This is a genomic window from Bacillus sp. CH_70 (genome assembly GCF_038007045.1).
Taxonomy (GTDB): domain Bacteria; phylum Bacillota; class Bacilli; order Bacillales; family Bacillaceae_G; genus Bacillus_A; species Bacillus_A cereus.
In genome coordinates this window covers 4,919,804-4,934,833 of the sequence record NZ_JBBOWL010000001.1, presented here as the reverse complement: position 1 = coordinate 4,934,833, position 15,030 = coordinate 4,919,804, and the positions used below count along the sequence as shown (strand labels likewise).

Sequence of the window (15,030 nt, the reverse complement as noted above, 5' to 3'; positions counted from 1 at the left end):
CAATGCACGGCTTTTTATATTCTATGTCGAAGTTTCAATATTTCTTGGGAAATGCGGAAGGCCTTGTCGATATATAGGGAAGACATTAGAGCGCTTCCTTACATTTCCGGATTTGAGCTAATAATGTTTCGTATTCTTGGTTGAGAGATGTGATGTCATCGTGATGATTTTGTATGGAAACTCGGCCAATGATTTCTGTTAGTTTTGTTTGTAATCGTAATAGTTCTTGTTCAGTAACGTTTACAGAATCCCCCGTTGTTCTTTTTGTGTATTGTTCGTAATTACCGTGGAATACCCTTGGTTCACTCTCGTCTACTTGTAGAATATGGTCTGCAACAGAGCGAATAAAGGCACGATCATGGCTAATGAAAAGTATTGTACCAGGGTATTCTTGTAACATGATTTCTAATTCTTCTTGCGTCGCTAAGTCTAAATAGTTTGTCAAACTTATTTCAGCTTGTGATTTTTGAATTCGTTATTATAAACTTGTGCCTTAGCTATCGCCTCAGCATCATTTTGAATTTCATCTAACCCATTCGCATCTCCAATAACATAACCTTCAAATGAAGAACCAACAAAATCAAAGATATATTGGAATTGAGCAATAAGCGGTAATGCTTTTAGCTTTGGATTATCCCCGCCAACGATGACAACATACATCTTTTTATCTTTCATTTTCTCTTTGAAATGAAGAGATGTATCGCGCAAGCTTTGTGACCAGCGATCAACAAAGTTTTTCATATGTCCACTCATTCCGTACCAATATAATGGTGTAGCAAAGATAATCGTGTCGTGCTCTAACATGCGTTTCGTTAACTGCTCGTAGTCATCATTTACAGGTTGGAATCCTTCTGCATCATGACGCTTATCTGTAATAGGATAGACTGTGTGATCACGTAAATAAATTTGTTCTGTTTCAATTCCATCAATCATCATATGTGTTAAAGCTTCCGTATTTCCGTTTTGTCTTGAACTGCCATGTATAACAAACATGTAATCATCCCTTTTCTTTTGCTTGTTTTAGGAGTGAAACGTGTTTTTGCAAATTCGTTTGGATGTTGGAAAGTAATGTGATTTGCTTTGTTACTTCATTGAGTTTATCTTCGTAAAGCGTAAGGATACTGCTGCACGGATTGTCGTACAGGTGCGGTTCAATTTCAAGGCAGCGCAGCATCCTTGCTGTCTCTTCTAAATTTAAGCCAATTTGTAAGTACATTTGAATAAGCTCCACTTTTTCGACGGCACTTTCATCAAAATCACGGTAGCCATTTGCGAGGCGCTTAGAAGGGAGTAATCCCTTTTCTTCGTAATGTCTTAGTGATCTTTCACTAACGCCAGTTTCTTTTGATAATTCTCCAATTCGCAATGTGTTTCACTCCTTTTACATGTATTGTAAACCTTCACACTAATGTGAAGGTCAACTCTGTTTTTTCGCAAAAGAATTTACATAATTTAAGAACACTTGAATGGCTTTAGATGGAATGAAATATTTGCCGCGAACGATAGAGAACGGACGGATTAGTTGTTCATTTGGAACTTCGACGTGGAATAGTTCTTTTGCTAGTAGCTCTTTCCGTACAGTCCAATCAGAAAGTATAGCGATGCCAAGACCGGCACTAACAGCTTCCTTTACGCTTTGGATACTACTGAATGTAAAGAATCGTTTCATTTTTAAATGGTGTTGATGAATAAAGCGGTCACTATAAGCACGTGTACCAGAACCACTTTCTCTTAGTACCCATACTTGATCTTGGAGTGTGCTTTCATTTATTTCATTTGTGCGGAGCAATGGATGATTTGGCGGAACGACGAGCTTCATTTCATCTTGCATAAACGTTTCAACGTCAACGTCAGCGTATACGACTTGTCCTTCCACTAAGCCGATATCAATTTGATTAGAGCGAAGGCTTTGCAAAACGTCTTCTGTATTTGAGATAAAAGTATGAACTTCGACGTGTGGATTTTCATTCGCATAGTTAGCCAGTATTTTTGGAAGTAAGTATTCGCCAATTGTAAAACTAGCACCAATGCGAAGTGTTCCTGTTACAACGTTATGTAGTTCATTAATCTCTTGCTTAGCATCTTCGTAAAGAGAGAGCATTTGCTTTGCATGTATATATAATATGTTTCCAGCTTCCGTAACTTGGACGTGCTTCGGGGAGCGTTGAATAAGTGTAGTGCCAAATTCGTTTTCTAAGTTGCGTATATGCATACTTACTCCGGGCTGTGAAAGGTTTAATAATTCTGCTGCACGGGAGAAATGTTTCTGTTCAACGACAGTAACAAAAATTTTTAAAATGTCTACGTTCATTTGCAAAGCTCCTTTCGTTTTTCTTTCATTTTATCATAAGTATTTCTGATGATAGAGATTTGGTATTGGTATTAAACTTATTATAGAAACTCTCTTATAATGTAAGTAGAAAGAACATGCATGTTCCAATACGATTATTGGGGTGGTACAAGGTGGAACAAACACTTGTTATACAAAAGAAGAAGGGCTTTGGATTTTCGCAAGGAATTGGGATTACATTATTAATCGCAATTGCCGCGAAATATTTAGCGGAGCTTCCATTTTTAAATATTATGGGACAATTAGTAATTGCTATTCTAATTGGGATGGTTTGGCGCGCTGCAATTGGAGTTCCTCATGATGCGATTGCAGGAACGAACTTTGCGAGTAAGAAGTTACTGCGCTTTGGGATCATCTTACTTGGAATGCGATTAAATCTTGTTGATATTGCGAAGGCGGGGCCGAAAGTATTGGTCATCGCGGCGGTTGTTATTACATTTACTATTTTTGTTGTGTACGGACTAACGAAAGTATTTAAAGTAGAAAAGAAACTTGGGATTTTAACAGCATGCGGTACGGCAATTTGCGGCGCGGCCGCGGTCGTGGCAATTGCACCGCAAGTGAAAGCAAAAGATGACGAAACAGCAGTTGGAGCGGCGATCATTGCAATTTTAGGTACAATATTTACGCTTATTTATACGTTATTATATCCAGTGCTTGGCCTATCTCCATACGGATATGGAGTGTTCTCAGGGGCGACACTGCATGAAATTGCTCACGTAATTGCGGCTGCGGCGCCAGGAGGAAGCACGGCTGTAGATATCGCAGTTATCGTGAAACTAACGCGCGTTGCAATGCTTGTACCAGTAGCGATTTTAATCGGATTATGGTTTGGTAAGAGCGAGGGAAGCAAAGAAAAAAAATCGTGGCGTGACCTTCCAATTCCTTGGTTCATCTTCGGATTTTTAGCAATGAGTGCAGTGCATTCGCTTGGGATTATTCCAGAAGTTGTTGCGGGATACATTGTTGTCATTGCTTATATGCTAATCGCAATGGCGATGGCGGGGCTCGGTTTAAATGTAGAGTTTAAAACGTTCCGTAAATTAGGAAGTAAAGCATTCGTGGCGGGGCTGATTGGCTCGGTTTGCTTATCAGTTCTTGGATACGTTCTTGTATGGGGATTAGGATTTATGTAAGTAGGACGAAGAAGCTGTTCCAAAAGATATTTTGGGGCAGCTTCTTTCTTATGCTTATGGTGCTACTGATTTCGATATTTGTCGGTAAGTCGATATATTTGGGAAATCGCCGATATATTTTAAGGTGCGCTGATATATTTAAAAAATCGCTGATATAAATTGAATTACTCTTGTACTTTGTTAGGGTAGATGTTCAATGAAACGTTTTTCTAAAATTTGTAAAGATATCTTTACTTATAACTGGAAAATATTTATAATTTAAGTAAAGATATCTTTACTTATAACTGGAAAATATTTATAATTTAAGTAAAGATATCTTTACTTTTGAAGGTGGATCCTATGGGTGTGAAAAATAAAATAAAAGAGTTAAGAAAGCAAAATCATATAACGCAAGTTGAAATGGCAAAGGCGATGCAGGTGACGCGGCAGACAATTGTGGCGATTGAAAATCATCATTACAATCCGAGTCTAGAGTTATCCTTAAAAATCGCCAAGTATTTTGGAGTGAAGGTGGAGGAAATCTTTACGCTGAAGTAAGGGGAAAGAAAATAAAGGATAAGCTTGAGAGATTTCAATTAGATTAAACGTTTAAATATATAAGGATTGGTTTTGGTTTATTAATTAGTACGGCATCAACGAGCGTGTTAGCAACAAAGAATAATAGATAGAAAAAGGGGAACTGGGATGGGATTACCGGTGTTATGTGTCGCTACAGCTATATTTGCGCTTCTTTGGGGAATGCAAAATTTTTCTCGTAATCCAGTGCCGAGTATTTGTATTATGATTGGTACTGTAGGTTTATCGTATTATTTATTATTATTAGCCCATTATCATAAAACGGCAACGAGTGTTGTTGTTGGAGCACTTATTTTATTTTGTGGGCGCGCCATACAAAAGGGGTTATTTCCATAAAAGCTGTTTATACACTTTGTATAAACAGCTTTTTGTATTTTTTTTACAAAATACTTGAAAGTTACGTAACGTCATCTTCTATAATGAGGGGGAAGAGGTGATGGTAGTGATTTCAATACAAGAATTGACGAGAGAAACAGGGGTTACAGTACGTACACTACGTTATTATGATCAAATAGATTTATTAAAGCCGAGCGGAAAAACAGAGGGTGGGCATCGGTTATATAGTGAAAATGACGTTATTCGTTTGCAACAAATTTTATTTTTAAAAGAAATGGGATTTTCATTAAAAGAAGTTGCGAATATGTTAGTAAAAGGTGAGCTGGATTTGAAAAAATCACTTGAAAACCAACTTCGATTTGTACAAGAAGAGCAAAAGAAGTTCAATCGAATGGAGCGTGTTTTACAAGCGGTTGTTTATTCGGTAGATGTAGAGGGAGAACTTGATTGGAAAGTTATGTTTGAACTTATTCAGCTTTCAAAACAGTCTCCTCGTATACGTGAAATATTTCAAAATGAAGTATTTTCAAAGGAAGAACAAAAGTTGCTTCATAATTTGCCAAATATGAGTGAGGAAGATCCGAATGTTTTAGAATGGGTAGATTTATTAAAGCAATTACGTATTTTTATGAAAGAGGGTAAAGAAGCCACTAGTGATGAAGTACAAAGGGCAATGAAGAGATTAATGCAGAAGTGTTTAGAAATGGCTAATGGTGACGAAGCGTTTTTAGATAAGTTATGGGAAGTTAGAAAATCAAAGGAAGATTCACAGAAAATGAGCATGTATCCAATTGAAGAAGAGTTTTTATTATATATGGATGAAGCTTTTCGTATTTATGATGAAAGGGAGAAGGATAAATGAGCATACTCGCAGAATATCGTTGGTATTTTTTAATTGGAGCAGAGATTGTATTTTGGTTATCGGCTATCGGTTTCTTTTTACTCCGTTACGGATTCCGTTTGAAGAAGGCGAGCTTTATTATGGGGATTGTACTCCTCGTAAATGAAGTGTTTATTTTAACATTAGGGGCAGTGGACTATTATCAAACAGGAAAGTTCTCTAATTTTCAAATCATTACTGTAATTATTTTACTGTATGCAGTTTTCTACGGGAAAAAGGATTTGAAGAAGCTTGATATATTTGCGCAAAAGCTAGTTGCGAAATGGCGTAATGAACCGGCGCCTATTATTGAAGAACAGGTAGAATTAACAGGTATGGCCTATGCAAAGCAGGAAATGAAAAATTGGGTATTACATCTTGTTTTATTCGTTGGTGTGCACATATTCTTTTTCTTCGCGTATGGATTTATTCCATTTGAACAATGGGGTAATTGGTTAGAATCGGGAATCGTTTTAAATAAAGCTGCAAGTCGCGTGAGCCAAGTTTGGGTGATTATACTTTTAGTGGATGTAGCTATTTCATTTTCATATGTTCTTTTTCCGAAGAAGGAGAAAGGGAACAAGAAGCTACTTTCTTAGGGGAAAGTAGCTTTTGCGGTATACAAATAATTTTTATAGGAGAGGATGACAATAGGAAAAAGAACCAGTTTTATATGGATATTTCTCTTTAGTTTAGTAGCATGCTCACCATCTAACACTACAATTGATAACAAGAATGATGTCATTGTAAAGGGAGCAGGAATTCTCAATCTAGATAAATTTGAAAAGTTCGTTTTGAATGTCGAGCAAAGGGAAGTTGATAAAATAAGAATTGTACAGTATACCCTTGAAGGGGACCCGATTTTTCAAACGTTAGAGTATAGTGGGAACGATATATTTTATGTGTCAGATAATAGAAAAGACAAATTTGCTGGGAAGGATAAAGGGTTACATAAAGATAGTTGTAAAAGTATTGTTAAAGAGCAGCGCGAATCAGAAAGTACTTATCGGTTAATAGATTGTATGAATGAAGCTGGGCGCAATGGATATGACTTAGTATATGTACCTAAAAAATAGAATTAGTAGAGGAAGGAAGTATTTACTCCTTCCTTTTTCTATGTGTATATTGTCGAAAATTTTACCGAATATCTGTTCGTTTTTTTAGGTTTTTTATAGGTATTCGTGGTAAAATAATAATACAGATTTTTATGAGGAGGTCGGATTTTCTTGGAACGTCAATTTGAAATTGTCTCAGCGTATTCCCCGCAAGGTGATCAGCCGGTAGCTATAGAGAAGCTTGTAGAGGGAATTAATAGTGGAAAGAAAAAGCAAGTGTTGCTTGGAGCGACAGGAACGGGTAAGACATTTACGATTTCAAATGTCATTAAAGAAGTGCAAAAGCCAACACTTGTTATGGCTCACAATAAAACGTTAGCAGGACAGTTATATAGTGAGTTGAAAGACTTTTTTCCGAATAATGCAGTTGAATATTTTGTTAGTTATTACGATTATTATCAGCCAGAAGCGTATGTACCACAAACAGATACGTTTATTGAAAAGGACGCGCAGATTAATGATGAAATTGATAAATTGCGTCACTCGGCAACGTCTGCATTATTTGAACGGGACGATGTAATTATCGTTGCGAGTGTATCGTGTATATATGGTTTAGGTTCTCCTGAAGAATATCGCGAGTTAGTTGTATCACTTCGAGTTGGTATGGAGAAGGACCGCAATCAATTGCTTCGTGAACTTGTTGATGTACAGTATGGACGTAATGATATTGATTTCAAGCGTGGTACATTCCGTGTGCGCGGAGATGTAGTTGAAATCTTCCCAGCATCACTTGATGAGCATTGTATTCGAATTGAATTTTTCGGCGATGAAATTGATCGTATTCGTGAAGTAAATGCGTTAACAGGTGAAGTATTAGCAGAACGTGATCATGTAGCAATCTTCCCAGCATCTCACTTCGTTACACGTGAAGAGAAAATGAAGGTCGCTATTGAAAATATTGAAAAAGAATTAGAAGAGCGTTTAAAGGATTTAAATGATAACGGTAAGTTGCTAGAAGCACAGCGTATAGAGCAACGTACACGTTATGATTTAGAAATGATGCGCGAGATGGGCTTTTGTTCAGGTATTGAAAACTATTCCCGTCATTTAACACTTCGTCCAGCGGGTGCAACACCGTATACGTTATTGGACTATTTCCCGGAAGATTTCTTAATTGTTATGGATGAGTCGCACGTATCAGTGCCACAAGTAAGAGCGATGTATAACGGGGACCAAGCACGTAAGCAAGTGCTTGTGGATCATGGATTCCGTCTGCCATCAGCTTTAGATAATAGACCGCTCATGTTTGATGAGTTTGAGGAGAAAACAAATCAAGTTATTTACGTTTCGGCGACTCCAGGACCGTACGAGTTAGAGCAGTCACCAGAAGTAATAGAACAAATTATTCGTCCAACAGGGCTTTTAGATCCACCAATCGATATACGACCTATTGAAGGGCAAATTGACGATTTATTAGGAGAGATTCAAGATCGTATTGCAAAAAATGGACGTGTATTAATTACGACTTTAACGAAGAAAATGTCAGAGGATTTAACGGACTACTTAAAAGATGTAGGAATTAAAGTTAACTATCTTCACTCTGAAATTAAAACGTTAGAACGTATTGAAATTATCCGCGATCTTCGCCTCGGTAAGTTTGATGTACTGGTCGGTATTAACTTATTACGAGAAGGATTAGATATTCCAGAAGTATCACTTGTAGCGATTTTAGATGCTGATAAGGAAGGGTTCTTACGTTCAGAGCGCTCATTAATTCAAACAATTGGTCGTGCCGCGCGTAATGAAAACGGCCGCGTTATTATGTACGCAGATCGTATAACAAGATCAATGGGAATTGCAATTGAAGAAACGCAGCGTCGTCGTACTATACAAGAAGCCTACAATAAAGAGCATGGTATTACGCCGAAAACGATTCAAAAAGGCGTACGTGATGTAATCCGTGCAACGACAACTGCTGAAGAGACAGAAACATACGAAGCAACTCCTGCTAAGAAAATGACGAAAAAAGAGCGTGAAAAGACAATTGCGAAGATGGAAGCAGAGATGAAAGAAGCAGCAAAAGCGTTAGACTTCGAGCGTGCAGCTGAACTAAGAGATTTACTATTAGAATTAAAAGCGGAAGGGTGAAAAGAGTGAGTAAGAGCAAGGATTTTATCGTTGTAAAAGGTGCTAGAGCACATAACTTAAAAAATATTGATGTAACCATTCCGAGAAATCAGCTTGTCGTTGTAACGGGATTGTCTGGTTCGGGGAAATCATCATTAGCATTTGATACGATTTATGCAGAAGGGCAGCGCAGATACGTAGAATCGTTATCTGCGTATGCGCGCCAGTTTTTAGGACAAATGGATAAGCCGGATGTAGATACGATTGAAGGATTGTCACCAGCGATTTCAATCGATCAAAAAACGACGAGTCGTAATCCACGTTCAACTGTCGGAACGGTAACGGAGATTTATGATTATTTACGTTTATTATTTGCGCGAATTGGTACGCCAATTTGTCCAAATCATGGGATTGAAATTACATCACAAACAGTAGAGCAGATGGTAGACCGTGTTCTTGAATATCCTGAACGTACGAAATTACAAGTGTTAGCTCCTATCGTTTCTGGGCGTAAAGGTGCACATGTGAAAGTACTTGAAGATATTAAGAAGCAAGGATATGTTCGTGTACGTGTTGATGGTGAAATGCTTGATGTGTCTGAAGAGATTACGTTAGATAAAAATAAGAAGCATTCTATTGAAGTTGTAATTGACCGTATTGTTGTAAAAGAAGGAATCGCAAGCCGTCTTGCTGATTCACTTGAAAGTGCATTAAAGCTTGGCGGAGGCCGAGTGTTAATCGATGTAATGGGAGAAGAGGAACTTCTATTTAGTGAACATCATGCTTGTCCGCATTGTGGTTTTTCAATCGGAGAATTAGAGCCGCGTATGTTCTCATTCAACAGTCCGTTTGGAGCATGTCCTTCTTGTGATGGACTTGGTTCAAAGCTAGAGGTAGATTTAGAGCTTGTTATCCCGAACTGGGATTTATCATTAAATGAACATGCGATTGCACCTTGGGAACCGACAAGTTCACAATACTATCCACAACTTTTACAATCTGTATGTAATCACTACGGCGTTGATATGGATATGCCTGTGAAAGATATACCGAAAGATTTATTTGATAAAGTGTTGTACGGAAGCGGGGAAGAGAAGGTTTATTTCCGCTATGTAAATGAATTCGGTCAAGTAAAGGAAAATGAGATTTTATTTGAAGGTGTTATTCCAAACATTGAACGTCGTTATCGTGAAACGAGTTCTGATTACATTCGTGAGCAAATGGAAAAGTATATGGCAGAACAAGCTTGTCCGAAGTGTAAAGGCGGCCGCTTAAAGCCTGAAAGCTTAGCTGTTTTTGTTGGTGATAAAACGATTGCTGACGTAACGAAGTATTCAGTTCAAGAAGTACAAGAATTTTTCTCGAATGTAGAGCTAACGGAGAAGCAACAAAAAATAGCTCATTTAATTTTAAGAGAAATTCAGGAGCGCGTTGGATTCTTAGTGAACGTTGGTTTAGATTATTTAACGCTAAGTCGTGCGGCTGGTACGTTATCAGGTGGTGAGGCGCAGCGTATTCGCTTAGCGACGCAAATTGGTTCTCGTCTAACTGGCGTACTTTATATTCTTGATGAGCCTTCAATTGGTTTACACCAGCGCGATAACGATCGTCTTATTCGTACATTGCAAGAAATGCGCGATTTAGGTAATACATTAATCGTTGTTGAGCATGATGAAGATACGATGATGGCTGCTGATTATTTACTTGATATCGGACCAGGTGCAGGTATTCACGGTGGGCAAGTTGTATCGGCAGGGACACCAGCTGAAGTGATGCAAGATGATAATTCGTTAACAGGAAAATATTTAAGCGGTAAAGAGTTTATTCCGGTTCCACTTGAAAGACGTAAAGGTGACGGACGAAAAGTGGAAATTGTCGGTGCAAAAGAGAATAATTTAAAGAACGCGAAAATGTCATTCCCGCTCGGTACGTTTGTAGCGGTAACAGGTGTATCTGGATCAGGTAAAAGTACGATGATTAATGAAGTACTATATAAATCGTTAGCGCAAAAGTTATATAAAGCGAAAGCGAAGCCAGGTACTCATAAAGAGATTAAAGGTCTTGAACATTTAGATAAAGTAATTGATATTGATCAATCACCAATTGGGCGTACACCACGTTCTAATCCAGCGACGTACACAGGTGTATTCGATGATATTCGTGATGTGTTTGCACAAACGAATGAAGCGAAAGTGCGCGGATATCAAAAAGGACGTTTCAGCTTTAACGTAAAAGGTGGCCGTTGTGAAGCGTGCCGTGGTGATGGAATTATTAAAATCGAAATGCATTTCTTACCAGATGTGTATGTTCCGTGTGAAGTTTGTCACGGTAAACGATATAATCGTGAAACGTTAGAAGTGAAATATAAAGATAAGAATATTTCTGAAGTGTTAGGGATGACAATTGAAGATGGAGTAGAATTCTTCGCCAATATTCCTAAAATTAAGCGTAAACTTCAAACGCTTGTAGATGTTGGGCTTGGTTATATGAAATTAGGTCAACCAGCAACAACATTATCTGGTGGGGAAGCACAGCGTGTGAAATTAGCTTCTGAATTACACCGTCGTTCTACAGGTCGTACGTTATATATTTTAGATGAGCCAACGACTGGGTTGCATGCGCATGATATTGCACGTCTTCTAGAAGTGCTGCAACGTCTTGTTGAGAGTGGTGAGACGGTACTTGTAATTGAACATAATTTAGATGTGATTAAAACAGCTGATTATATTGTTGATCTTGGACCAGAAGGCGGGGACAAAGGTGGACAAATCGTCGCTTCGGGAACGCCAGAGCAAGTAGTAAAAGAAGAGCGCTCGTATACTGGTAAGTATTTAAAAGAGATTTTAAATCGTGATAAAGCAAGAATGAAAGAGAAAATAAAAGAAGTAGAGTTATCGCAATAAGTTTATTGATGAAAACCGAGTGGAAATGACGCTCGGTTTTTATTGTATAGGGGGAGAAGATGGAGTTTTTAGATGTGTTGCGAAAGAAAAATATGAAGATAAGAGAGTTTCAAAATTGGGGTGTATATTTTCGGAAGTGCTGGGAGGATCATTTTGCAAATCATTTAAGTGATGAAGAAAAAGAAGATATTTTTCTTTATGGAGATAAGTATGCATGTGGTTATCTATGGCACATATTTAGTTATGAGAAAAAGAAGTGTTTAGAGGGTAAAGAAGCGGAAAACGCGTTTCATAATGAAGTGAAAAAGGATTGCTACATTTTCTACCAACACTGTGATGAGGTACTGTTAATAAAGGATGCGAGTTTGTTACATATGGATGATATATTGTGTGAGACAGAAGATGCGTATAAAGGTGATATCTATATCGTAGATAAAGATTTCACTTGGACCTTTGTAAAAACTCATGAACATAGGTGGTGTGGTCCTTATTTTGCGAGGAAGTGTTAGTAGGTATACAAGCATGAAAGATAGAATAAGTTGATATAAGTGTTTGTATCATACTTGCGTTTATTATCTATTAGCGTATGATGAAATATATATGTTTAAAAGGATGTGTAACGAAATGAGATGGATTGTATCACTTCTTGTAAATAGCGTTGTGTTAATCGCTGTATCGGGGCTTTTAAAAGGGATTGCACCAGATGCATTTTACGTAGCAAATATACAAACTGCAATTATTGCGAGTATTATATTGGCGGTTTTAAATGTGTTCGTAAAGCCGTTTTTAATTTTAATTACGCTACCAATTACTGTTGTAACTTTCGGCTTCTTCTTAATTGTTATTAATGCGATTACGTTAAAAATAGCAGATTCATTATTAGGAGATGCTTTTAATATATCAGGATTTGGTGTAGCGATTGTTGCGGCAATTTGTATTTCAATTTTTAATATGATTATTGAGAAGGCAATTGTGGAACCTCTATATGAAAAAAAGAGAAAATGACAAAAAGAAAAACATTTCATTATTCGTATGAAATGTTTTTTTCTATTTATTAGAAACCGTATTTCTTGTTTCCAGAAAAAAATGGTACAATATCCGGTAGAATGGAATTTTACATCAAACGAGACTGAACCCGCAGCGGAGTGGAGGTTTATACATATGCCAAAAGTAAGGACAAAAGATTTAATTGAACAATTTCAATTGGAGTTAATAAGTGGTGAGGAAGGAATTCATCGTCCGATTGATACCAGTGATTTATCACGACCTGGAATTGAAATGGCAGGATTCTTTACATATTATCCAGCTGATCGCGTGCAGCTTCTTGGAAAAACGGAGCTCACGTTCTTTGATACGTTAACAACAGAGCAAAAACAAGAGAGAATGAAAGCGCTTTGTACCGAGGAGACGCCATGTATTATTATAACTCGTAATCAAGATGTACCAGATGAGTTATTACAAGCATCACGTGAATCAGGCATGCCTTTATTACGTTCTTCTCAAACGACAACGAGATTATCAAGTCGTTTAACTAATTATTTAGAAGGTAAGCTAGCACCAACAACTGCTGTTCATGGTGTATTAGTAGATATTTACGGTGTTGGTGTTTTAATTACAGGTCAAAGTGGTGTTGGTAAAAGTGAGACAGCTCTTGAACTTGTGAAGCGTGGTCACCGCCTTGTTGCGGATGATAGTGTAGAAATTCGCCAAGAAGATGAAGACACATTAGTAGGAAGCTCACCAGATTTAATTGAGCATTTATTAGAAATTCGTGGTCTAGGTATCATTAACGTTATGACGTTATTCGGTGCAGGGGCAGTGCGAAATTATAAGCGTATTACACTTGTTATTAATCTTGAAATTTGGGATCAAAAGAAAAACTATGATCGCTTAGGTCTTGATGAAGAGAAGATGAAAATTATTGATACAGAACTTACGAAGATTACACTTCCAGTTCGTCCTGGTCGAAACTTGGCTGTTATTATTGAAGTAGCAGCGATGAACTTCCGTTTAAAGCGTATGGGAGTCAATGCAGCACAGCAGTTCTCAGAACGATTAATGAGTGCGATTGAGTTAGGGAATCAGGAGTAAACATTGGAGAGGGAGGTCATACATATGCTGTTAGGTTCTGTACCGCAGCTTGACCGCGTAGCTGTCCAACTTGGGCCGTTTCCTGTTTATTGGTACGGGATTATTATCGGTACAGGTGTGCTATTAGGTCTTTGGCTAGCAACTCGCGAGGGAGAAAGGCTAGGTATTCCAAAAGATACATTTGTTGACCTTGTATTAATTGCAGTACCGATCGCTATTCTATTTGCGAGAATGTACTATGTTATTTTTGAATGGGAATATTACGCGCAAAACCCGAGTCAAATTATTAATATTCGTCAAGGTGGCTTGGCGATTCATGGTGGTTTAATCGGAGCGGTTATTACAGGGATTCTTTTTGCAAAGCGACGCGGGGTTTCATTCTGGAAGTTGGCGGATATTGCTGCACCAAGTATTTTATTAGGACAAGCAATTGGCCGATGGGGAAACTTTATGAACCAAGAGGCGCATGGTGATGAAGTAACGAGACAGTTTTTAGAAGGTCTTCATTTACCAGATTTCATTATTAATCAAATGTATATTGAGGGTGTGTACTATCATCCGACGTTTTTATATGAATCATTATGGAATTTTGCAGGTGTAATTTTACTACTTGCATTAAGAAAAGTGAATTTACGCCGCGGGGAATTATTCTTCACATATTTAATTTGGTATTCAGTAGGACGCTTCTTCGTAGAAGGCTTACGTACAGATAGTTTAATGCTAGGACCACTTCGTATTGCACAAGTAATGTCAATTGGACTTGTTGTTATTTCTATTATTTTCATTATTGTGAGACGAAAAATGGGGCAAGCTGATAAAAGATATTCGGAAAATTAGAGAAAAGTAGCATCTTATTATAAGATGCTGCTTCTTTCATATTCAGGAAGGCGAAAGGACTAAGGCAATGAGAATAAATACAGTGTTATTTGATTTAGATGGAACTTTAATTAATACAAACGAACTTATTATTTCTTCTTTTTTACATACTTTAAATACGTATTATCCAAATCAATATAAGCGTGAAGATGTGTTGCCATTTATCGGTCCATCTTTGCATGATACTTTCAGTAAGATTGATGAAAGTAAGGTTGAAGAGATGATTACAAGTTATCGCGAATTTAACCATGATCATCATGATGAATTAGTAGAAGAATATGAAACTGTATATGAAACAGTTCGAGAGTTGAAGAAGCAAGGTTATAAAGTTGGTATTGTTACAACGAAAGCGAGACAAACCGTTGAGATGGGATTACAGTTGTCAAAGCTTGATGAATTTTTTGATGTTGTCGTGACAATTGATGATGTAGAGCATGTGAAACCACATCCAGAGCCACTTCAAAAAGCGCTTGAATTATTAGATGCAAAACCAGAAGAGGCATTGATGGTTGGAGATAATCATCATGATATTGTCGGTGGTCAAAATGCGGGGACGAAAACAGCTGCGGTTTCATGGACGCTGAAAGGTAGAGCGTATTTAGAGGCTTACAAGCCGGACTTTATGCTAGATAAAATGAGTGATTTGCTACCAATTTTGTCTAATATGAACCGTTCATAAAGGTCCAAGTAAGTTAGTAGA

General features: G+C 37.6%; 17 protein-coding genes. 13 read left to right on the top strand and 4 right to left on the bottom strand.

All coding sequences use genetic code 11. The features are described 5' to 3' along the window. Positions 1–85: 85 nt before the first annotated feature. From N2V79_RS25365 to N2V79_RS25350, 4 genes are read right to left on the bottom strand one after another with little or no spacing between them, the layout of a single operon-like run. Positions 86–445 carry a macrolide transporter gene (locus N2V79_RS25365; protein WP_017656400.1) on the bottom strand — a complete coding sequence of 120 codons (360 nt, stop codon included), beginning with the start codon at positions 443–445 and terminating at the stop codon, positions 86–88. 2 nt (positions 446–447) lie between these two features. Beyond that, on the bottom strand, positions 448–993 hold the full coding sequence (locus N2V79_RS25360; protein WP_053563368.1) for a flavodoxin family protein: 546 nt from the start codon (positions 991–993) through the stop codon (positions 448–450). Between the two features lie 4 nt (positions 994–997). After that, positions 998–1,366 (bottom strand): MerR family transcriptional regulator, encoded by a 369-nt coding sequence (locus N2V79_RS25355; RefSeq protein WP_001219212.1) that lies wholly within the window; start codon positions 1,364–1,366, stop codon positions 998–1,000. A gap of 51 nt (positions 1,367–1,417) precedes the next feature. Then, the gene (locus N2V79_RS25350) at positions 1,418–2,311 is read right to left on the bottom strand and encodes a LysR family transcriptional regulator (RefSeq protein ID WP_075717071.1); all 894 of its coding nucleotides are present in this window, start codon (positions 2,309–2,311) and stop codon (positions 1,418–1,420) included. A gap of 152 nt (positions 2,312–2,463) precedes the next feature. Between N2V79_RS25350 and N2V79_RS25345 the strand changes: the two genes are divergently transcribed. From N2V79_RS25345 to ppaX, 13 genes are all read left to right on the top strand, one after another. Beyond that, positions 2,464–3,486 carry a YeiH family protein gene (locus N2V79_RS25345; RefSeq protein ID WP_043935810.1) on the top strand — a complete coding sequence of 341 codons (1,023 nt, stop codon included), beginning with the start codon at positions 2,464–2,466 and terminating at the stop codon, positions 3,484–3,486. A 339-nt stretch (positions 3,487–3,825) separates the two neighbouring features. Beyond that, positions 3,826–4,023 (top strand): helix-turn-helix transcriptional regulator, encoded by a 198-nt coding sequence (locus N2V79_RS25340; RefSeq protein ID WP_071731503.1) that lies wholly within the window; start codon positions 3,826–3,828, stop codon positions 4,021–4,023. A 147-nt stretch (positions 4,024–4,170) separates the two neighbouring features. Then, the gene (locus N2V79_RS25335; RefSeq protein WP_000524131.1) at positions 4,171–4,398 is read left to right on the top strand and encodes a hypothetical protein; all 228 of its coding nucleotides are present in this window, start codon (positions 4,171–4,173) and stop codon (positions 4,396–4,398) included. A gap of 100 nt (positions 4,399–4,498) precedes the next feature. Continuing rightward, a complete protein-coding gene (locus tag N2V79_RS25330; RefSeq protein WP_139213317.1) occupies positions 4,499–5,260 on the top strand; it encodes a MerR family transcriptional regulator in 762 nt (253 codons plus the stop codon). Beyond that, positions 5,257–5,877 (top strand): hypothetical protein, encoded by a 621-nt coding sequence (locus N2V79_RS25325; protein WP_340720291.1) that lies wholly within the window; start codon positions 5,257–5,259, stop codon positions 5,875–5,877. The genes N2V79_RS25330 and N2V79_RS25325 overlap by 4 nt, the downstream gene beginning before the upstream one ends. A gap of 45 nt (positions 5,878–5,922) precedes the next feature. After that, on the top strand, positions 5,923–6,354 hold the full coding sequence (locus N2V79_RS25320) for a DUF4362 domain-containing protein (protein WP_069356498.1): 432 nt from the start codon (positions 5,923–5,925) through the stop codon (positions 6,352–6,354). A gap of 150 nt (positions 6,355–6,504) precedes the next feature. After that, positions 6,505–8,481: an excinuclease ABC subunit B gene (uvrB, locus tag N2V79_RS25315; RefSeq protein WP_340720290.1), complete on the top strand. Its 1,977-nt coding sequence runs from the start codon at positions 6,505–6,507 to the stop codon at positions 8,479–8,481. A gap of 5 nt (positions 8,482–8,486) precedes the next feature. Next, positions 8,487–11,363: an excinuclease ABC subunit UvrA gene (gene uvrA / locus N2V79_RS25310; protein ID WP_000045587.1), complete on the top strand. Its 2,877-nt coding sequence runs from the start codon at positions 8,487–8,489 to the stop codon at positions 11,361–11,363. 59 nt (positions 11,364–11,422) lie between these two features. Then, on the top strand, positions 11,423–11,872 hold the full coding sequence (locus tag N2V79_RS25305; protein ID WP_340720289.1) for a DUF4275 family protein: 450 nt from the start codon (positions 11,423–11,425) through the stop codon (positions 11,870–11,872). A gap of 115 nt (positions 11,873–11,987) precedes the next feature. Next, positions 11,988–12,368, top strand: a complete 381-nt coding sequence (locus N2V79_RS25300) for a phage holin family protein (RefSeq protein ID WP_001267308.1) — start codon at positions 11,988–11,990, stop codon at positions 12,366–12,368. Positions 12,369–12,524: 156 nt separating this feature from the next. Beyond that, positions 12,525–13,454 carry an HPr(Ser) kinase/phosphatase gene (gene hprK, locus N2V79_RS25295; protein ID WP_001127251.1) on the top strand — a complete coding sequence of 310 codons (930 nt, stop codon included), beginning with the start codon at positions 12,525–12,527 and terminating at the stop codon, positions 13,452–13,454. Positions 13,455–13,478: 24 nt separating this feature from the next. Continuing rightward, positions 13,479–14,291 (top strand): prolipoprotein diacylglyceryl transferase, encoded by an 813-nt coding sequence (gene lgt / locus N2V79_RS25290; protein ID WP_000924240.1) that lies wholly within the window; start codon positions 13,479–13,481, stop codon positions 14,289–14,291. Between the two features lie 67 nt (positions 14,292–14,358). Next, entirely contained in the window at positions 14,359–15,009 is a 651-nt protein-coding gene (gene ppaX, locus N2V79_RS25285; protein ID WP_001222403.1) for a pyrophosphatase PpaX, read from the top strand. Positions 15,010–15,030 lie beyond the last annotated feature (21 nt).